The sequence below is a fragment of the Curtobacterium sp. MCBA15_008 genome (assembly GCF_001865065.1).
Taxonomy (GTDB): Bacteria; Actinomycetota; Actinomycetes; order Actinomycetales; family Microbacteriaceae; genus Curtobacterium.
Window position 1 is genome coordinate 73,319 of record NZ_MJGN01000023.1, and the last position, 19,616, is coordinate 92,934.

Consider the following 19,616-nt stretch of genomic DNA (forward strand, 5'->3'; position numbering starts at 1 on the left):
CGCACCGCGCCTCCAGACCGTCGACGGTCGCGTCCACGGCACGTGCTGCGACGCCCGGTGCGTCGCGTTCCCCTGCCGGACCTCCGCCGTCGGAAGATGCGCGCGCATGGTGCGACGTTCCACCGGTCGATCGACGCGTGGGATGTCGCACCATGCGCACGCAACAGGTGCGTGTGCATGTTCCGACTCTCCACCTGTCGTTCGACGGGTGGGATGTCGCGCGGCGCTACTCCGTCGCCTCGGCCTCGGAGAGCTCCCGCCGCGCCCGGTACTGCCGCGCCCGCAGGCTGACGACCACGGCGGACGCCACGATGGCGATCCCGGAGCCGACCAGCACGGCGAGGACGCCCTCGTCGAGGATCTCCTCGTTCCGCGCGAACGCCAGCTCGTTCATGAGCAGCGAGACCGTGAAGCCGATGCCGCCGAGCACGCCCACGGTGACGATCGACCAGAACGACAGCGTCGACCGTCCCGGCGCCCGGAAGATCCGCGTCGCGATCGAGCCGAACAGCGTGATCCCGATGACCTTGCCCACCGGCAGCGCGAGCACCACCGCCCAGAACGTGGGGGAGAGCTCGCTGATGCCGACTGCGGGGACGACCACCGCGGCCGACGCGAACGCGAACACCGGCAGCACGATCGCGTTCGACCACGGCTCGACGTTCTCGTGCAGGGTGTGCCCGGGGCGGCGGGGCAGGACGAGCCCGAGTGCCACTCCGGCGATCGTCGCGTGCACCCCGGAGTGGTAGACGAGCCACCACGTCACGACGCCGAGCACGACCATGCCGACGATGACCCACGCCTGGCCCGGCCGCCCGGGGCGGAGCGCCTTGCCGAGGAGCCAGAACAGCGCGAGCACGACGACGGCACCGCCGAGCGCGAGGAAGTCCGTGTCGTGCGCGAACACGACGGCGATGATGATGATGGCGATGAGGTCGTCGAGCACGGCCAGCGCCAGCAGGAACACCCGGAGCGTCGAGGGCAGACCGCGGCCGAACATCGCGAGGACGCCGAGTGCGAAGGCGATGTCCGTCGCGGTCGGGATCGGCCACCCGTGTCCGTACTGTGTGCCCGCCGTCACCGCGAGGTACACGCCCGCCGGCACGACGACGCCACCGACCGCCGCGATCGCCGGGATGATCGCGGTCTTCGGGTTCGACAGCTCGCCGGCGACGAGCTCGTGCTTCAGCTCGATCGCGACGAGCAGGAAGAACACCGCGAGCAGGCCGTCGCTGATCCAGTGCGACACCGAGAGGTCGAGTCCGACCGCGCCCCACGGGGCGTGCACGTGCAGGAGGTCTTCGAGACCGGGACCGAGCGGCGAGTTCGCCACGACCAGGCCGAGCACGGCTGCGGTCAGGAGGGCGATGGCGCTGAAGCGGGGGGAACGGACGAGTGCCGACATGGAGCTCCGTGAAGTGGGTTCGGGTGATGGTCCGTCGACCAGACTTCCCGACACGCCACGTGCAGCATACCGGCCGTGCACGGCGGACGTCCAGGCGGCGGGGCGTGGCACGATGACGACATGACCGCCGTCTCGGACCTCGTCGCCGTCGTCGACCGCCTGCTCGACCCCGTCGGGGGCTGCGTCTGGAACCGCGAGCAGACCCATTCCACCCTGAGTCGGTACGCGGTCGAAGAGGCCTACGAACTCGTCGACGCGATCGACTCCGGGGACGACGACGAGCTGCGCGAGGAACTCGGCGACGTGCTCTACCAGGTCGTGCTGCACGCGGGTCTCGCGGAGTCGTTCGACCTCGAGGACATCGCCGCCGACGCCCGCGACAAGATGGTCCGGCGTCACCCGCACGTCTTCGGCGACGAGCACGCCGACACCGTCGAGGACGTGGTCCGGGTCTGGCGTGCGGCGAAGGCAGCCGAGAAGTCGGGCCGACGCAGTCTGTTCGACGGGGTGCCGCGGGCGATGCCGCCGCTCGAGCGCGCAGTGAAGCTGTTGGAACGCCTGGAGGAACGTGGGGACGCCGACGCGGTCGTCGCGTCCGTCGTGTCGGGTACTCCGGCGACGTCCGGCGCGGTGGACCCCGCGTGGGGAGCGACGATGCTCGCGTCGGTCGCGGCAGCGCGGAGCGCCGGTGTCGACCCGGTCGCCAGCCTCCGTGCGGCGGTCGCCGAGCTGGAAGCAGCCGGTCGCCGCGGCGAGTGAGCGCGATCGCGGTCGCTGTCCGAGAGAGTGCGGGCGTCCTCCCAACCCGAAAAAAGGAGGACGCCCGCGAGCGGGCAGACGACCCCACCAGGGATGCGGTGTCGCCAGGGAAGCCCGCTCGAACCGCGGGGCACACTGCAGCACGGTGCCCTCGCGATCGGTCCGACACGTGGATCAGGCACGTGTCCGACCGAGGTTCTGGATAAAACATATCAGAAGTTCGGGGGCGGCGCAACTCGCGAACGACCGTCTGCCAGAATTGCCGCATGGCAACGACCGTGACGGCACCCCGTGGCATGCGTGACTTCCTCCCCGCGGACAAGGCCCGGCGGGAGCACGTCCTGGGCGTGATCCGAGGGGTGTACACGCGGCACGGGTTCGACGAGATCGAGACCCCGGTCGTCGAGGACGCCGCGCGGCTCCACTCCGGGCTCGGCGGCGACAACGAGAAGCTCGCGTTCGCCGTCATGAAGCGCGGCCTCTCCACCGAGGACCTGCAGCGCGCCGAGGCTCCGCTGGACCTGGCCGACCTCGGGCTCCGGTTCGACCTGACCGTGCCGCTCGCCCGGTTCTACGCCACGCACCGCGCCGAGCTGCCCGCGGTGTTCCGGTCGGTGCAGATCGCCCCGGTCTGGCGTGCCGAGCGTCCGCAGAAGGGCCGCTACCGCCAGTTCGTCCAGTGCGACATCGACATCCTGGGCGAGCCCGGGCAGCTCGCCGAGATCGAGCTCATCCGTGCGACCACGGCGGCGCTCGACGCGCTCGGGATCGCCGGCACGACGATCCGGATCAACGACCGGCGGATCCTGCTCGCCCTGCTCGCCTCGTGGGGGATCACCGAACCCGCGACCGCCGACCGGGCGCTGATCACGATCGACAAGCTCGACAAGATCGGACCGGACGGTGTGGCCGCCGAGCTCCGCGACACGGTCGGCGTCGACCTGCCGGGGCTCGAGGACACGATCCGCTCGCTCGGGTCGGCCGACTGGGAGTCCGTCGTCGGCGCGGAGTGGCTCGACACCGCGGCGTTCGACGACCTGCTCCGCCTCCGCGCGGCGCTCCCGGGCGTCGACCTGCGCTTCGACCCGACGCTCGTGCGCGGCATGGGCTACTACACCGGCACGATCTTCGAGGTCGCGCACCCGGACTTCGGCTACAGCCTGGGCGGCGGCGGGCGCTACGACGGCATGATCGGACGCTTCCTCGGCCAGGACGTGCCTGCGGTCGGGTTCTCGCTCGGGTTCGAGCGGCTGGTCGACCTCGTCACGCTGCCCGAGTCGGCCGAGTCCGACGCCGTCGTGCTCGTGTACGACAAGGACGTCGACCCGGTGCGGCTCGCGGCACTGCAGTCCGAGGCGCTCGAGGGGCACCGCCGCGTGCGCCTGGAACGCCGGACGAAGAACACGAAGAACCTGCTCGCCGGGCTCGTCGCGCAGGGGTTCGACGCGTTCGCCACCGTGACGGCGGACACCGAGTCGCTCGAGGGCGTGGAGTTCCGTCCGCTCGCCTGAACCGACCGTCCTGCCGTCCGGTTCTCCACAGCGGACGTCATCCGGGACTCGTGTCCACCCGGCGTCGGTAGGATCGGTCCCGCAATCACCACAACCGAACGTGTAGGGAGTACCCCGTGGCCGTGATCGATGCCGTAGGAGCACGCGAAGTCCTCGATTCCCGAGGCAACCCGACGGTCGAGGTCGAGGTCCTCCTCGACGACGGCGTCGTGTCCCGCGCGCTCGTCCCCTCCGGTGCCTCCACCGGTGCGTTCGAGGCGTACGAACTCCGTGACGGAGACAAGGCCCGCTACGGCGGCAAGGGCGTCCTGAAGGCGGTCGACGCCGTCCTCGACGAGATCGGCCCGGCACTCGAGGGCTTCGACGCCACCGACCAGCGCCTCGTCGACGCCGCGCTCATCGAGCTCGACGGGACCGAGAACAAGTCGCGCCTCGGTGCGAACTCGATCCTCGGCGCCTCGCTCGCCGTGGCCCGTGCCGCCGCCGACTCGGCTGACCTGCCGCTGTTCCGCTACCTCGGTGGCCCGAACGCGCACACGCTGCCCGTGCCGCTGATGAACGTCGTCAACGGTGGGGCGCACGCCGACACCAATGTCGACATCCAGGAGTTCTTCCTGGTGCCGTACGGCGCCGAGTCCTTCTCCGAGGCACTCCGCTGGGGCGTCGAGACGTACCACGCCCTCAAGGGCGAGCTGAAGAAGCAGGGGCTCGCGACCGGCCTCGGCGACGAGGGCGGCTTCGCGCCGGAGCTCGCGTCGAACCGCGCCGCGCTCGACTTCCTGCTCGCGGCGATCGAGAAGGCCGGGTTCACGCCGGGCAAGGACATCGCGCTGGGCCTCGACGTCGCCTCGACCGAGTTCTTCAACGACGGCAAGTACTCCTTCGAGGGCAAGCAGCTCTCGAGCGAGGAGTTCACCGCCTACTTCTCCGAGCTCGTCCGCGACTACCCGCTCGCGACCATCGAGGACCCGCTGGCCGAGGACGACTGGGCCGGCTGGACCCACCTGACCGCCGAGCTCGGCGACAAGGTGCAGATCGTCGGCGACGACCTCTACGTCACGAACCCGAAGCGCCTGCAGCGCGGGATCGACGAGAAGGCCGGCAACTCGATCCTCGTGAAGGTCAACCAGATCGGCACGCTGACCGAGACCCTCGATGCCGTGTCCCTCGCGCAGCGCCACGGCATGACCGCGATCCTGTCGCACCGCTCGGGCGAGACCGAGGACACCACGATCGCGGACATCGCGGTCGCGGTGAACGGCGGCCAGATCAAGACCGGTGCGCCGGCCCGCTCGGACCGCGTCGCGAAGTACAACCAGCTCCTCCGCATCGAGGAAGAGCTGGGCGACGCCGCGGTCTACGCCGGTCGCTCGGCCTTCCCGCGTTCGGCCGCGCTGTAAGCACGGACCGCCACGCACGACGCGACGCCGTCCTCCCTCGGGAGGGCGGCGTCGTGCACGCGGGCGGTGCGGTGGTCGGCGCGACCACCCGTCGGACGGTGCGGGCGAGGCGGTGGTGAGCCGCGCCTCCAGGCCCGGTGCGGACGCTGGGAGGGCACCGAACCGCCGCGTGCCGACCACCCCGACCACCGCGGCCGGGTTATCGTCGGACCGTGCCCAGTGAGAAGCCCCGCGTCCGCCGCGTCCCCGTGGCCATGCCGGAGAACGGCACGACCGAACACCCCTGGTACCGGTCGATCCGGTTCTCCGGGTTCAGCCTGCTCATGCTCGCGATCATCGTGCTGTTCGTCGTCGTGCTCGCGCCCTCCCTCCGCACGCTCATCCAGCAGCAGGAGCAGATCGCGCAGCAGCAGCGCGAGGTGGCCAGCCAGAAGGCCGACGTCACGCAGAAGCAGAAGGACGTCGCACGCTGGGACGACCCCGCCTACATCGAAGCGCAGGCGCGAGACCGGCTGCTCTACGTGTACCCGGGCGAGGAGAGCTACCTCGTGATGGGGACCGAGGCGTCGAAGCCCGACGGCAAGCCCACGACCGACTCCGGCACCCCCGTGAGCTCGACGGTGCAGACCCCGAAGGTCGACTGGGTGCAGGCGATGTTGTCGTCGGTGCTCACGTCCGGCCTGACCGAGCAGACGAAGCAGGAGCTGGTCGCACCCGACGTCACCGGCACCGGCGACACGAAGTAGCCCGCGCCTCGGGACTCCGGTAGGCTCTCGTCCCCGTGACGACCCCTCCCTTCGACCCGCCCTCCGAACGCGACGTCCAGGTCGTCTCGGCGCAGCTCGGCCGACCGGCTCGCGACGTCATCGGGATCGCGGCCCGCTGCGTCTGTGGCAACCCCACGGTCGTCTCCACGAAGCCCCGACTGTCGAACGGCACCCCGTTCCCGACGTTCTACTACCTGTGCCACCCCGCGGCCACCGCCGCGGTCAGCACCCTCGAGGCCAACCAGGTCATGCCGGAGCTGGCAGCCCTCCTCGAGGACCCCGACGTCGCTGCGCAGTACCGCGCGGCGCACGAGTCCTACCTGGCCGATCGTGAGTCGATCGAGCACGTCGACGAGATCGACGGGATCAGCGCCGGTGGCATGCCCACCCGCGTGAAGTGCCTGCACGCGCTCGTCGGCCACGCCCTCGCCGCCGGACCCGGTGTCAACCCCATCGGCGACCTCGCGCTCGAGCGCGCGAGCTGGTCGCCCTCCCGGTGTGAGTGCCGGGCGTATGATGGCGGTGCAGACGCTGGAGTCGGGGCGGGTGGCGGCGAAGTCTGACTCGACTCCCGGCCAACCCCCATCCAAGGAGATCATTCCCCGTGCCCAAGATCCTCGTCGTCGGCGGCGGTTACGCCGGCTTCTACACCGCCTGGAAGCTCGAGAAGCACCTTCGCCCGGGCGAAGCAGAGGTCGTGATGGTGGACCCGCTGCCGTACATGACGTACCAGCCGTTCCTCCCCGAGGTCGCCGCCGGTTCCATCGAGCCGCGCCACGCGATCGTCTCGCACCGTCGCCACCTCAAGAAGACGCGTGTCGTCACGGCCAAGGTCACGAAGGTCGACCACGCCACCAAGACGGCGACGATCACCCCGACCGAGGGTGCGGCGTGGGAAGAGTCCTACGACCAGATCGTCATGACCGCGGGCGCGGTCTCGCGCACCTTCCCGATCCCGGGCGTCGCGGACGAGGCCATCGGCCTCAAGACCATCGAAGAGGCCGCGGCGATCCGCGACAAGATCCTCACGAACTTCCACAAGGCGGCGAACCTGCCGGCCGGACCGGAGCGCGACCGTCTGCTGACCGTCGTCGTGGTCGGCGGTGGCTTCGCCGGCATCGAGGTCTTCGCCGAGCTCCGCTCGTTCGCGTCCGACCTGCTGAAGAGCTACCCGCAGCTGTCCTTCGACGACACCCACTTCCACCTGGTCGAGGCGATGGGGCGCATCATGCCCGAGGTCTCGCTCGAGACGTCGCACTGGGTGCTCGACAACCTCGCCCAGCGCGGTGCCACCGTGCACCTCGAGACGCAGCTGGCCTCGGCCGTGGGCGGCGTCTGCGAGCTCAAGACCACCGACGGCGCGATCGAGAAGATCGAGTCGGACCTCATCATCTGGACCGCCGGCGTCATGGCGAACCCGATGGTGAAGGGCACCGACCTGCCGCTCGAGCAGCGCGGTCGCATCCGCGTGCAGCCCGACCTGCGCGTCGTCGACGACAACGGCGTGATCGCGGACGCATGGGCCTGCGGCGACGTCGCTGCCGTGCCGGACCTGACCGGTGGCGGTGTCGGCGGCTTCTGCGTGCCGAACGCCCAGCACGCCGTGCGCCAGGCGAAGCAGCTCGCGAAGAACGTCGTCGCGACGATGCGCGGCGAGGCCACGAACGACTACAAGCACGAGAACCTCGGCGCCGTCGCGGGCCTCGGGCTCGGCATCGGCGTGTTCCAGTCGGGCAAGTTCGCGATGAAGGGCTTCCTCGCCTGGGGCGCCCACCGCGGCTACCACGGCCTGGCGATGCCGTCGTGGGAGCGCAAGTGGCGCGTCATCGGCGACTGGGTCGGGGGCTTCTTCCTCGGCCGCGACATCGCGTCGCTCGACGACCGTGAGACCCCGCGCGCCGCGTTCGAGGAGTTCGCGTCGCGTCCGAAGCCCGCTGCCGAGGCGCCCGCGCCCGTCGCTGCTGCTCCGGCCGAGGGACAGCCCGCCGGTGCCGCGGGTCCCGCGTACGGCGAGCCGGCGAAGGACGTCTCGAACGACGCCGAGCCCGTGAAGGCCGAGGCCGACGCCAAGTAGCGACACGCTCCACGACGAGGCGGTCACCCCGACGGGGTGGCCGCCTCGTCGCGTCGGTAGGCTGTTGCGGCCCGCCCCCGTGGCCCAATCGGTAGAGGCACGCGACTTAAAATCGCTGAGTTGTGGGTTCGAGTCCCACCGGGGGTACGAGACTCCGTCCGCGCGCGCCGAGATTCGGGCTGAGCGACACTTCACGGGGTTCGCGGCGCGAGAACTGTCGCTGAGCGCGAAACCCGCGGCAGGCGCGCGGCCCGCGGCAGGTGCCCGGCCTGCGGCAGGCCCCGGCCCGCGCGGACCAGTAGCATCGACGTCCGTGGCCAGTCTCGGAAGCGCGATCGCGAACCTGCGGAACGCCCTCAACCGCCCCGAGGCCCACGTCGAGGTCGTCGACGGCGAGACCGTCCCCGTCGGCATGCTCCTCGGCACGCTCGGGGCCCTGCTGCTCGACGCCGGCAGCTCCGTCACCGACGTCCGTTCGGCGCTCGAGAAAGCCCGCGACGCCGCCGGGGTCGGCCCCACGCTCGCGGTCGGGGTGCTCCCCGCGCTCGTCATGGTCAGCGAGACCTCGACCGGCGCGGCCACGATCGTGAACGCCGAGGGCGTCGAGCTGTCCTCGCGGCAGGCCGCCCGGGCGAACCGGCTCGTGCTGGGTCTCGAGAGCGGGTCGATCGGCCTCGTCGAGATCCCGGCACGCGTCCGTGCCATCCGCGCCGGCACCGTGCCGCCGCCCGCGCTGCCGTGGATCCTCGGCAACGCCCTGACCTCGGCGGGGCTCGCGGTCGTGTTCCGCTGCCCGTGGTGGGCGATCCTCGTCGCGCTCGGGGTCGGTGCGCTCGTCGGCGTCATCGGGCTCGTGCTCCGCCGCTTCCGCGAGGCTGTGGCGATCATCCCGTTCCTGGCGGCCTTCATGTCGACGGCTGTCGTCGGACTCGTCGCCGCCGGCACCGGGTTCGACCACGTCCCGCTCTTCGCGGTGTGCGCCCCGGTGGCGGTGTTCGTACCCGGCGCGCTCATCACGAACGCCCTGCTCGAACTCACCGCCGCCGACATCGTCACCGGTGCCTCGCGGCTCGTGCAGGGGCTCATCATGCTCGGGTTCATGGCCGCCGGGATCGCAGCCGGCAGTGCGCTGACCGGGCTGCACGTCGACCCGTCCTCGGCGGCGCTCGTCGGCGAGGTGGCCGGCATCGGCAACGACCGCGGCGGCTGGGAGGCGGTCCCGTCCTACTGGGTGTCCTGGGTGGCCGTGGTCGGCCTGGCGGTCGGGCTCGGGCTGGTCTTCCGGTCCGGGTGGCGCCTGACCCTGGTGTCGGTCGCCGTCATGGTCACCGCCTACGCGCTCGTGAGCGGCACGACGCCGCTCTGGGGCAGCGTGGTGGCGACCGGTGCGACGGCCGCACTGCTGTTCGTGGCGACGCGCCTGCTCGAGCGCCTGGTGCCGGCGATCCCGGCGACGGTGTCGTTCTTCCCGGCGTTCCTGCTGCTCGTGCCCGGGACGGTCGGGCTCGTCGCGGTCGCCACGTTCAACCCCGAGGCCCTGGCGACACCGCTGGCGACGTTCGTCAGCCTCTGCATCGGCACCAAGATCGGCGGGCTGCTGCCCGGCCTGTTCGCGCGCAACGCGCCCCATCGCGGGGTGGACGCGACGCGGTGACGGCCTGGAGGCGCATGGCGGGCCCGCCACGCGCCTCCGGGCCCGCACCCGGTCACCTGTCGGACGTTACGGCTCGATGAGCAGACCGGCCGCCTGGTCGTCGGCCGCACGCGCCTTCGCGAGGTAGTGCACCTTCTTGCCCGTCGCGTTGTAGGGGAGCTCGGTGACGAAGCGGTACCGGCGCGGACGCTTGTACCGGGCGAGGCCGGGGTGCGACCCCGTCCAGTCCTCGAGCACGGCGGCGGCCGCGAGGTCGTCCTCCGGCAGGCGGTCCGGTGTCCGCACGACGTACGCGACGACGACCTCGCCCCACTGCTCGTCCGGCACACCGACGACGATCGAGTCGGCGACGCCCGGGTGCTCCTGCAGCGCGGCCTCGACCTGGACCGGGTGCACGTTCTCTCCGCCGGAGATGATCATGTCGTCCTTGCGGCCGACGATCGTGACCCGCTCGTGCTCGTCCCACGTCGCGAGGTCACCCGGGTAGAACCAGCCGTTCGCGAACTTCTCCGCCTCGAGGCCGGGGTTCCGGTACGAGTAGCCCGACTTCACGGTGCGGACCGCGAACTCGCCGATCTCCGAGCCGTCCTTCGGCACCGTGTCGGACGGGTCGGCGAGCCGGTCCTCGTAGACGCGGACCACGGCGACGTCGTCGTCGGTGGAGGCGCGACCGGTGGACCCGGCGCCGTCCGGGAAGTCCTCGGGGCGGAGGAACGTGTTCCAGAAGGTCTCGGTCGTGCCGTACCCGTTGAAGATCCGCGGCGACAGGAGCTGCTGGTAGCGCAGTGCCGCGGCACGGTCGAGCGGGGCGCCCATCGTCACGATGCCGTTGAGTGACGAGAGGTCGCGGGGCTTCGCCTCTTGCGCATTCGCGAGCTGCACCAGGTTCGGCGGGGCACCGATGAGGAAGGTGAGGCGTTCCGACTCGACCAGGTCGAGCACGCGGTCCGCGTCGAACTTCCGGAGCGTGGTGAGCTCGGCGCCGACGTAGAACACGGGGTTCGGGCCGCCCGAGTAGAGGCCGCCGCGGTGGAACAGCGGGGACATGTTCAGCGTCTTGTCGAACGGGCTGAGCGGGAAGTGCATGATCACGTCGTGGGCGCTGAGCACCTCGACGAGGCTCGGCAACGGAACCGGCTTCGGGCGGCCGGTCGTCCCCGAGGTGTAGAGGCGGGTGGTCTCGTCGTAGGTGCTGCGGGGTTCGGCGGCGGCGAGCTCGTCGGCGGTGACGGGGTCGGCGGCGAGGAGCTCGGCGAAGCGGGTGTGCTCGCGGAGGGCCTCGCCGACGACGACCACGTGGCGGGGCTCGTGGTCGGCGCTCCGGAGCGCCGCGATGACGTCGGCCGTCCGATCGGCGTCGTACACCAGCACCACGGGAGCGGAGTCCTCGATGATGAAGGCGACCTCGTCGGGGGCGAGCCGGAAGTTCGTCGGGGAGAACACGGCGCCGATCCGGTGGCACGCCAGGTAGAGCATCGCGAACTCGGGGGAGTTGAAGAGCTCCACCATGACCACCGAGCCGCGCCCGGCGCCGTGGCGGACGAGCCACCCCGCGATCCGGTCGACGTCGGCCCCGAGCTCCGCGTACGTCCACGACCGGCCCGTGTCCGGCTCACGCAGCGCGGGACGGTCCGCGAAGCGGTGGGTGTTCCGCGCGAAGCCGTTCGCGTAGGTGTAGCTGCCCTCGAACACCTCGCGGAAGCGGGTCGGGTCGTAGTCGGATCGGGTCTGGGTCATCGTCGCTCCCTGGGACGGTCGTGGTGCCGTGGAGCACCGCTCGTCAGCGTATCCGGAGCCCCGACCACGCGGACTGGCCCGGCGGCGGTCAGGCGACCTGGTCGGTCCGGAACGCGCGCAGCCAGAGGCGGCTCGCGACCGCGGCGGCCGTGCACCCGGCGGCGGCGACCACCAGGACGACGGGGGAGACGTGGGTGCCGGCGGAGCCGGAGTACACCGCGGCGGCCAGTGCGACCGCGACGGCGGCGATCGCGGTGTAACGGCCGCGGGTCTCCTCGAGCAGCGACTGCCCGGCGGAACCCGCCAGCGGGAGCATCGTGGCGACCACCGCGCCGAGACCGCCGACGCAGAGGGTGATCGCGAACTCGGACACGATCGAACCCCAGAAGCCCGACCCCGGCGTCACCGAGTGCAGCACCCAGCCGACCGCCGCGACCACCAGCAGCGCCACCGATCGCCAGGTCGCGCTCCGGGCACTCGCGGCGACCGTCGCGCCGAGTCGGAGCGACGCGGTGTCGGCGTGCGGACGCCCCACGGGCAGGAGCACCGCGCCGACGATGACGGCGGGGGAGAGGTCGAACGCGCGGGTGATCCCGCAGGCGATCAGGGCGGCGAGGACGAGCCACGGCGACACCCGGAACCCGATGGTCGCCCGATCGGCGCCGGCGGCCCAGCGACTCGCCAGCACGACGGTGGTCGCGAGCACCGCAGCCCCGAGCAGGACGGCGATCGCCAGGCGGACGTAGCGGGCCTCGAGCGAGACACCCACGCCGAGCACCGTGCACAGCCCCACCACGAGGACGGCCACGGTGATCGAGGCCCAGGTCGGGAACAGGTCCTCGCCGCGACGTCGCTCGGCGTGCGGCCGGTTCCGGCCGAGCACGGCGGCGAAGGGGTTGCGGAGCCGACCGCGTGCCGCCCCGGCGACCAGGGCGAGCGGGCCGGCGATGAGCACGAGGAACCCGGCCGCGACGGCGGTGGCTACGAGGACGGTGCGCCACGAGAAGGCGGCCTGGATCGTCGGGACCGTGGAGTCGTAGGCGGTGGAGGCCGACCAGTCGCCGGCCGGGCCGGACCAGTCGAGGCCGCGCGGGCTCGGCGGGCCGCCCGCTCCGGGGCCGCTGCCCGATCCCGCGGCACCGCTGCTGCTGCCGTCGCTGCTGCCGCCCGTCGCGCCGCCGCCGGTGCTGCCGGGGGCGGTCCCGCTCCCCGGCGTGCCGCTCGCGGAGTCGGTGCCGGAGACCGGGCCCTCGCTGGCGCCGGTCGCGGTGGGCGTGCCGGTACCGCTCACGCCGGTCGGCGTCGACGTCGACGTCGACGGCACCACGCGGACGACGACCTCGGCCGAGGACCGCGAGAAGTTGCCGGCAGCGTCCTGCTGCGTCGCGCTGATGGTCCGGGAGCCGGGGACGAGGGTCGACCCCGTGGTCGTGCAGGACCACCGACCGGAGGCGGGCACGTCGACACGGCACACCGGGGCGCGGTCGGCGTACACGGTCAGCACGGCCCGGGGCTCGCCGGTGCCGGACACCACCGTCGACTGCGCGCGTACCCGGTCGCCCACCCCGGGCGAGGTGATCCGCGGTGCCGTCGGCGCCGTGCGGTCGAGGGTGATCGTGACCGGCGCCGAGGCGGCACTCCGCAGGTCCGACCGGTATCCGTCGGCGGTGCTCGCGGTCTGCGTGGCACTGACCGACAGGCGGGCGTCACCGCCGCTCGTGGGGGTGCTCCCACCGAGGGAGACCGTCCAACGGCCGTCGCGACCGACGACGGCGCTGCGCTCCCCGGTGGACCCCGAGACGGAGAGCGTGACGGTGGACCCGGGCCGGCCGGTGCCGCTGACCGGGCCGTTCGTCGGACGCGCGGTCGTGACCGTGGGCGGCACGATGACGTCGGCGGCCGGGGTGCGTGCCGTGCCGAGCTCGGGAGCAGTGCGGTCGCTGACGGTGAAGACCTGGCCGGGGCCCGAGGAGACGGCGGCGAAGCACGACCAGGTGCCGGCGGCCGACACCGTCGCGGGGCACCCGGAGGCCCCGGTCGCGGCGGGACCGGCCACGCGGACCGCGTGACCCGGGGTGCCGGTGCCGCTGAACCGCACGGTGCCGCTCGTGATGTCACCGGGGTCGGCGATGTGCGGCTTGACCGGGCGCGGGGTGGGCGAGGTCGTCGGCGCGCCGGGGCTCGGCGTGAGGTGGTTCTGTGGGGAACCCGTGGGGGTGCCGGTCGGAGCCGAGAGCTGCGGGGGCACGGTCGTGTCGTCCGCGTCCCCCGACAGCGAGGGTGCCGCCGTGTCGCTCGTGGGCGCGGCGTCACCCGCGGCGAACGCCGGTGCCGCCGCAGCGCCGAGCAGGGCCGCGACGAGGGCCACCGCGCCGACGCTCAGCAGCGCGAAACGGGATCGCCGGACGGGGCGGTCGCCCCCGACCACCCGTTCGTCCACGTTCTCCCCGCGCGTGTGCATCCGAACCCATCCCACGTGATCGAGCGCCCGGGGTCAATACGTCGAAGGGATGATGTCCGCCGGACGGCCGACACGCCGACGAGGCCGGACGCCCGGTGTGTACGACTCGGGAATCGGCCGTGAACCGCGGCCCCGGACAGGAGCAGGTGTCGTGCGTCGATACAATCGATCCCGGCCGTTCCGGCCAGGAACCACCGCGGATCCCGACGCGCAAAGGAGTACGCCCTCATGGACACCGGACTCATCACGACGCTGATCGTCGTCGGAGTGGTGGTGGTCCTCCTCGTGGTCGTCGGGATCTACCTCTGGGTCACCTACAACGCGCTGGTCACCCTGAAGGTCCGCGTGGACGAGGCCTGGAGCGACATCTCGGTCCAGCTGAAGCGCCGCGCCGACCTCATCCCCACGATCGTGGAGACGGTCAAGGGGTACGCCACCCACGAGAAGGCCGTCTTCGACGACGTCACGAAGGCCCGCTCCGAGACGCTGAGCGCCGGAGACGCCTCGACGGCCTCCACCGCCGAGGGACACATGCAGAAGGCGCTCAAGAGCGTCTTCGCCGTGGCCGAGGGCTACCCGCAGCTGCAGTCGAGCCAGAACTTCCTGCAGTTGCAGTCCGAGCTCGTCGACACCGAGGACAAGATCCAGTCGGCCAGGCGCTTCTACAACGGCGGCGTCCGCGAACTCAACACGAAGATCCGGGTCTTCCCGAACTCGTCGTTCGCGAAGAGCCGCGGCTTCTCCGAGGCGTCCTTCTTCGAGACCGCCGAGCCCGCGGCGATCGCGGAACCGCCGCGCGTCCAGTTCTGATCCGCCCGACGTCGGTCTGACGTGTACAGCGCGATCGCGCGCAACAAGCGCAACACCGTCTTGATCGTCCTGGTGTTCCTGCTCCTCATCGGGGCGCTCGGGTTCCTCGGCGGGTACCTCGCCGGCAACGTCTCGATCGGGGTCGTCGTCCTGGTCGTCGCGATCGGGTACGCGGTCCTGCAGTACTTCACGGCCGCGCGGCAGGCGACCGCGATCGCCGGCGGCGTCGAGATCGACCGGTCGACGGAGCCCCGCCTCTGGCGCACGGTCGAGAACCTCGCCATCGCCACCGGGATGCCGATGCCCCGTGTCTTCGTCATCCAGGACCCGTCCCCGAACGCCTTCGCCACCGGCCGTGACCCCGAGCACGCCGTCGTCGCCGCGACCACCGGGCTGCTGGCGATCATGGACGACCAGGAGCTCGAGGGCGTGATGGCCCACGAACTCGGCCACGTCCGGAACTACGACATCCGGGTGTCGACGATGGTGTTCGGGCTCGTCGTCGCGGTGGGGCTGATCGCCGACGTGCTGCTCCGGATCTCGATCTTCAGCGGCCTGTCCGGCGGTCGCAGTCGGAACAACGACTCCGGTGGCAACAACCCGATCCTGCTCATCGCCGGACTCGTGGCGGTCATCGTCGCGCCGATCGCCGCCGCCGGCGTGCAGGCAGCGGTGTCGCGGCAGCGGGAGTACCTGGCTGACGCCACCGGTGCGATGACGACGCGGCACCCGGAGGGCCTGGCGCGGGCGCTCGAGAAGCTCGGAGCGTACGGGCGGCCGACGCAGACGCAGAACTCGTCGATGGCGCACCTCTGGATCGCCGACCCGATGCGGCCCGGCGTGATGGACCGGCTGTTCTCGACGCACCCGCCGCTGCCGGACCGCATCGCGCGGCTCCGCGGCAGCCTCGACCGGTTCTGACGCGCGCGGTCCGGCCGCCGGCGTCGGGGGAGCACAAGCCGTCGGGTGGTCCGGTCGTCCTCGACGATTTCTGCTCCCAGGACGCGATCACGCGACCGCGCGCGTGACCAGCTGCAGGCCTGGAGGCGCGGTGCGGGCCCGCCCCGCGCCTCCGGGCCGTCACACCGCTGGGTCCGGTGCCGCGGTCGCGTCCGCGTCGTCGGCTGCCTCGTGCGGCACGAGCGGGACGCCGAGCGCGGTGGCGACGGCGGCAGCCGCGGTGCCGCGGTCGGTGACCTCGACCCCGTCGAGCCCCTGCCACGCAGCGGTCCGCCGCAGGGTGTCGGCCAGCCGGTCGGCATCGAGCCGTTCCCCGGGTTCCTGCCACGCCGTCCGGACCCGCAGCACCCCGCGCTGCCGGTCGTTCTTGAGGTCGACGCGCCCGACCAGCCGGTCGTCCTGCAGCACCGGCAGCACGTAGTACCCGAACACCCGCTTCGGCGCCGGCGTGTAGATCTCGATCCTGTAGTGGAAGCCGTACATCCGCTCGGCCCGTCGCCGGAACCACACGACGGGGTCGAACGGGCTGAGGACGGCGTCGGCCGAGACCCGGCGGGGGACCCGCGCGTCGGCGTGTAGCCAGGCGCGCTCGCCCCACCCCTCGACCTGCACCGGCAGGAGCTCACCCGCGGCGGTGAGGTCGGCGATCGCGGCAGCCGTGTCGTCGGAGCGCAGCCGGAAGTAGTCGGCGATGTCCGCGCGCGTCCCGACCCCGAGCGCGCGCGTGGCGTGCCGGACGAGTCGGAGCACCGCTGCCGGGCGAGCGGGGGCGGTCTCGAGGGTGCCGGCCGGCAGCACCTGTTCGGGCAGGGCGTAGACGCGCTCGAAGCCGGAGCGGCCCGCCGTCACGACGTCGCCCCAGCGGAACATCTGCTCGAGGCCGAGCTTGACGTCGCTCCAGCCCCACCACGGACCACGCCGGACGTTCGACTCGTGCTCGACGGCGCTCGCGGGCATCGGTCCCTCGGCGCGGAGCAGGGCCTGCAGCTCACGACGGACCCCCTCGGTCCGGGTGACCGCGTCGACCCGGGTGGGGCCGGCGTCGCGGGCACGCAGCGCGTCCATCCGCCAACGGAAGAGGGGGAGGTCGTCTCGGTCGATGAAGGCTGCCTCGTGCGCCCAGTACTCCGTCCAGGGGCCGCGGGCCGTCAGCGACCGGCGGTCGAGTGCCGACTTGTCGTAGGCGCCGAGGCGGGCGAACAACGGCAGGTAGTGGCTGCGCTCGAAGACGTTGACCGAGTCGATCTGCAGGAGCCCGAGCCGCGCGAACCCGGCCGTGAGCGCCCGGGTCGAGACGGTGTCGGTCGGCGCCTGCCCGAACCCCTGGGCGGCCAACGCCACCCGTCGGGCCTCGGCGGCGGAGAGCGTGGTCCTGACCATGCGACCGACGCTACCGAGGCCCGCCGACAAGCCGCACGGCGTGTGTATGCCGCATCTGGTACCTGTCAGGAGGCACATCGGTACACTCGCGGCATGGCATGGGCGAGAAAGCAGCAGCCGACGCATCCCGACCCCGTGGTCGAGGAGAGCGTCCCGATGGGTGTGCGCATCGCCGGGGCGTGGTCGTGGCGGGTACTCGTGGTCGTCGGGGTCATCGCGGTCTTCATCTGGCTGATGACGATCTTCAGCCAGATCCTCATCCCGTTCCTCGTCGGCATCGTCATCTCGGCGCTGCTCGTCCCGATCTCGAACTGGATGCAGCGGCACCACGTCCCGAAGTGGGCGGCCATCGTGATCAGCTTGCTCGGTGGTCTCGCGGCGCTCGGCGGGCTCATCTGGCTCGTCGTCGACCAGATCATCGCGTCGTACCCGTCGCTCCGTGACCGCACGGTCGACCAGTACGCGAACATCAAGGACCTCGTCCTCAACTCCGGTCTCGGCATCACCCAGGGCGACGTCAACGGCTGGCTCGACGACGGCACGAAGTGGCTGCAGGACAACTCGGCGTCGATCCTGTCCGGGGTCGCGAGCGCCGGGTCCGGTGCCACGCACGTCTTCGAGGCGCTCTTCATCATCCTGTTCACGACGATCTTCCTGCTCGTCGACGGCAAGAACGTCTGGCGCTGGACGGTCCGGCTCTTCCCGCGCAAGGCCCGTGCGGCCGTCGACGGCGCCGGGGTCGCCGGCTGGATCACCCTGACGAGCTTCATCCGGGTGCAGATCTTCGTCGCGTTCGTGGACGCGGTCGGCATCGGCCTCGGTGCGTTCATCGTCGGGCTCTTCTTCGGTGGCATGCCGCTCGTGATCCCGATCGCGGCCTTCGTCTTCCTCGGTGCGTTCATTCCCGTCGTCGGTGCGATCGTCACCGGGTTCCTCGCGGTGTTCGTCGCCCTCATCTTCAACGGGCCGCTCGCCGCCGTCCTGGTGCTCGGCGTCGTCCTGCTCGTGCAGCAGATCGAGGGACACATCCTGCAGCCCCTCGTGATGGGCAACGCGGTCAAGGTGCACCCCCTGGCGGTCGTGCTCGGCGTCACCGCGGCGTCCGGCCTGGCGGGCATCGCCGGCGCGTTCTTCGCCGTACCGCTGATCGCCACCCTGAACGCCATGGTGACGACGATCGCCTCCGGCCGCTGGGCCCGGCTCGACTCCGACCACGTGCTCGAGGCGACCCCGAAGCGCGGGCAGCACGGGCAGCTGCAGCTGATGCGCCGCCGTCGCCACAAGGTCGGCGACGACGTCCCGCCGCCCGGCAGCAAGCCCGAGCCCACCGCGGCTGAGGGAACGGCCAGCACCAACTGACGTCACGGGTTCGTCAGGAAGCACCCGGACCGACGATGATGGGACCGTGACCGACTCCACTGCGACCCTGATCCCGACGCTCGACGACATCGAGCAGGCGCGCGAGACGATCGCCGGGGTCGCACGCGTCACGCCGATGGAGACCTCGCACTTCCTCGCCGAGGTGCTCGGGTCGCCCGTGCACCTCAAGTGCGAGAACCTGCAGCGCACCGGTGCGTACAAGGTCCGGGGTGCGTACAACCGCCTTGTCGCCCTGACGCCGGAGCAGCGCGCCGCCGGGGTCGTCGCCGCCAGCGCGGGCAACCACGCGCAGGGGGTCGCCCTGGCCGCCCGCGAGCTCGGCATCCCCGCGACGATCTTCACGCCCGTCGGGGTGGCCCTGCCGAAGCTGCAGGCGACGCGCCACTACGGCGCCGAGGTGGTCCTCCGCGGCCACTCGGTGGAAGAGGCCCTGAGCGCCGCCAAGGACTTCGCGCACCGCACCGGAGCCGTGTTCATCCCGCCGTTCGACCACCCCGCGGTGATCGCCGGCCAGGGCACGCTCGGCCTCGAGATCCTCGACCAGGTGCCGGACGCCGACACCGTCGTCGTCCCGATCGGCGGCGGTGGCGTCATCGCTGGCATCGCCCTCGCCGTGAAGGGCATGGCCGAGCGTCTCGGCCGGACGATCCGCGTGGTCGGGGTGCAGGCCGAGAACGCCGCGGCGTACCCGAGCTCGATCGAGGCCGGCGAGCCCGTCACCGTCACCACGAAGCCGACGATCGCCGACGGCATCGCGGTCGCGCGCCCCGGCGACCTGAACTTCCCGATCATCCGCGACCTGGTGGACCAGATCGTGACGGTCTCCGACGACGACGTCGCCCGTGCGCTGCTGGTGCTGCTCGAGCGCGCCAAGCTCGTCGTCGAGCCGGCGGGTGCCGTCGGCGTCGCCGCGATCATGTCCGGCGCGGTCCGCGACACCGGCCGCACCGTCGTGCTGCTGAGCGGCGGCAACATCGACCCGCTCATGATGGAGCGCGTGATCACCCGCGGCCTCGTCGCCGCGTCCCGCTACATCGGGATCCGGATCATGCTGCCGGACCGTCCGGGCCAGCTCGCCCGGGTCTCGCAGGTCATCTCGGACGCCGGCGCGAACGTCGTCGAGGTCCTGCACACCCGCCACGGGCAGGGGCTCGTCATCAACGAGGTCGCCCTCGACCTGTCGATCGAGGCGCGCGGCCCCGAGCACGCACAGGAGGTCATCCACCGCCTGCGCGAGGTGGGCTTCCGGCCGGAGCTGCTGGAGCACTGACGGCTGGCCACAGCACTGCAGACCAGCCGCAGACGGACAGGAGGCGCG

Annotated in this window: 15 protein-coding genes and 1 tRNA gene; 12 read left to right on the top strand and 4 right to left on the bottom strand. The window is 71.8% G+C overall.

Features of this window, described 5'->3' with window-relative positions:
• Nucleotides 1-226: 226 nt before the first annotated feature.
• A complete protein-coding gene (gene nhaA, locus BIU96_RS10920) occupies nt 227-1,405 on the bottom strand; it encodes a Na+/H+ antiporter NhaA (RefSeq protein ID WP_071292633.1) in 1,179 nt (392 codons plus the stop codon).
• Nucleotides 1,406-1,525: 120 nt separating this feature from the next.
• On the opposite strand from nhaA, the gene BIU96_RS10925 reads away from it, so the two are divergent.
• The 8 genes from BIU96_RS10925 (at nt 1,526) to BIU96_RS10960 (ending at nt 9,570) form a co-directional block, all read left to right on the top strand.
• Nucleotides 1,526-2,164, top strand: coding sequence for a MazG family protein (locus BIU96_RS10925; RefSeq protein WP_071292634.1), 639 nt, complete (start codon nt 1,526-1,528; stop codon nt 2,162-2,164).
• A gap of 266 nt (nt 2,165-2,430) precedes the next feature.
• On the top strand, nt 2,431-3,675 hold the full coding sequence (gene hisS / locus BIU96_RS10930) for a histidine--tRNA ligase (protein ID WP_071292635.1): 1,245 nt from the start codon (nt 2,431-2,433) through the stop codon (nt 3,673-3,675).
• A gap of 116 nt (nt 3,676-3,791) precedes the next feature.
• On the top strand, nt 3,792-5,075 hold the full coding sequence (gene eno / locus BIU96_RS10935) for a phosphopyruvate hydratase (RefSeq protein ID WP_071292636.1): 1,284 nt from the start codon (nt 3,792-3,794) through the stop codon (nt 5,073-5,075).
• A 212-nt stretch (nt 5,076-5,287) separates the two neighbouring features.
• Nucleotides 5,288-5,821 carry a septum formation initiator family protein gene (locus tag BIU96_RS10940; protein ID WP_083402824.1) on the top strand — a complete coding sequence of 178 codons (534 nt, stop codon included), beginning with the start codon at nt 5,288-5,290 and terminating at the stop codon, nt 5,819-5,821.
• Nucleotides 5,822-5,856: 35 nt separating this feature from the next.
• The gene (locus BIU96_RS10945; RefSeq protein WP_071292637.1) at nt 5,857-6,405 is read left to right on the top strand and encodes a DUF501 domain-containing protein; all 549 of its coding nucleotides are present in this window, start codon (nt 5,857-5,859) and stop codon (nt 6,403-6,405) included.
• 41 nt (nt 6,406-6,446) lie between these two features.
• Nucleotides 6,447-7,916, top strand: coding sequence for an NAD(P)/FAD-dependent oxidoreductase (locus tag BIU96_RS10950; protein WP_071292638.1), 1,470 nt, complete (start codon nt 6,447-6,449; stop codon nt 7,914-7,916).
• A gap of 73 nt (nt 7,917-7,989) precedes the next feature.
• A tRNA-Leu gene (locus BIU96_RS10955) sits at nt 7,990-8,063 on the top strand.
• 166 nt (nt 8,064-8,229) lie between these two features.
• A complete protein-coding gene (locus BIU96_RS10960; protein WP_139199966.1) occupies nt 8,230-9,570 on the top strand; it encodes a threonine/serine exporter family protein in 1,341 nt (446 codons plus the stop codon).
• 66 nt (nt 9,571-9,636) lie between these two features.
• Here BIU96_RS10960 and BIU96_RS10965 read toward each other — a convergent pair whose 3' ends face one another.
• Both BIU96_RS10965 and BIU96_RS10970 read right to left on the bottom strand, forming a co-directional pair.
• Complete coding sequence (locus tag BIU96_RS10965; RefSeq protein ID WP_071292639.1) at nt 9,637-11,307, bottom strand: class I adenylate-forming enzyme family protein; 1,671 nt, start codon at nt 11,305-11,307, stop codon at nt 9,637-9,639.
• 88 nt (nt 11,308-11,395) lie between these two features.
• Complete coding sequence (locus tag BIU96_RS10970; RefSeq protein ID WP_071292640.1) at nt 11,396-13,768, bottom strand: hypothetical protein; 2,373 nt, start codon at nt 13,766-13,768, stop codon at nt 11,396-11,398.
• Nucleotides 13,769-13,996: 228 nt separating this feature from the next.
• Between BIU96_RS10970 and BIU96_RS10975 the strand changes: the two genes are divergently transcribed.
• Both BIU96_RS10975 and BIU96_RS10980 read left to right on the top strand, forming a co-directional pair.
• Nucleotides 13,997-14,578 (top strand): LemA family protein, encoded by a 582-nt coding sequence (locus BIU96_RS10975; protein ID WP_071292641.1) that lies wholly within the window; start codon nt 13,997-13,999, stop codon nt 14,576-14,578.
• Nucleotides 14,579-14,599: 21 nt separating this feature from the next.
• On the top strand, nt 14,600-15,499 hold the full coding sequence (locus BIU96_RS10980; RefSeq protein ID WP_071292642.1) for a M48 family metallopeptidase: 900 nt from the start codon (nt 14,600-14,602) through the stop codon (nt 15,497-15,499).
• 159 nt (nt 15,500-15,658) lie between these two features.
• On the opposite strand, the gene BIU96_RS10985 is transcribed toward BIU96_RS10980, so the two are convergent.
• Nucleotides 15,659-16,918 carry a winged helix-turn-helix domain-containing protein gene (locus BIU96_RS10985; protein ID WP_071292643.1) on the bottom strand — a complete coding sequence of 420 codons (1,260 nt, stop codon included), beginning with the start codon at nt 16,916-16,918 and terminating at the stop codon, nt 15,659-15,661.
• A 93-nt stretch (nt 16,919-17,011) separates the two neighbouring features.
• On the opposite strand from BIU96_RS10985, the gene BIU96_RS10990 reads away from it, so the two are divergent.
• Together BIU96_RS10990 and ilvA are read left to right on the top strand one after the other, a co-directional pair.
• Nucleotides 17,012-18,277 (top strand): AI-2E family transporter, encoded by a 1,266-nt coding sequence (locus BIU96_RS10990; RefSeq protein ID WP_254786096.1) that lies wholly within the window; start codon nt 17,012-17,014, stop codon nt 18,275-18,277.
• A 46-nt stretch (nt 18,278-18,323) separates the two neighbouring features.
• Nucleotides 18,324-19,568: a threonine ammonia-lyase gene (gene ilvA / locus BIU96_RS10995; protein ID WP_071292645.1), complete on the top strand. Its 1,245-nt coding sequence runs from the start codon at nt 18,324-18,326 to the stop codon at nt 19,566-19,568.
• The last annotated feature ends 48 nt before the right edge of the window (nt 19,569-19,616 follow it).

Bases quoted from the DNA above. Each gene is read 5' to 3' on its own strand.
- nhaA (WP_071292633.1), bottom strand. From the start codon at position 1,405: ATGTCGGCACTCGTCCGTTCCCCCCGCTTCAGCGCCATCGCCCTCCTG.
- BIU96_RS10925 (WP_071292634.1), top strand. From the start codon at position 1,526: ATGACCGCCGTCTCGGACCTCGTCGCCGTCGTCGACCGCCTGCTCGAC.
- hisS (WP_071292635.1), top strand. From the start codon at position 2,431: ATGGCAACGACCGTGACGGCACCCCGTGGCATGCGTGACTTCCTCCCC.
- BIU96_RS10965 (WP_071292639.1), bottom strand. From the start codon at position 11,307: ATGACCCAGACCCGATCCGACTACGACCCGACCCGCTTCCGCGAGGTG.
- BIU96_RS10970 (WP_071292640.1), bottom strand. From the start codon at position 13,768: ATGCACACGCGCGGGGAGAACGTGGACGAACGGGTGGTCGGGGGCGAC.
- BIU96_RS10975 (WP_071292641.1), top strand. From the start codon at position 13,997: ATGGACACCGGACTCATCACGACGCTGATCGTCGTCGGAGTGGTGGTG.
- BIU96_RS10985 (WP_071292643.1), bottom strand. From the start codon at position 16,918: ATGGTCAGGACCACGCTCTCCGCCGCCGAGGCCCGACGGGTGGCGTTG.
- BIU96_RS10990 (WP_254786096.1), top strand. From the start codon at position 17,012: ATGGCATGGGCGAGAAAGCAGCAGCCGACGCATCCCGACCCCGTGGTC.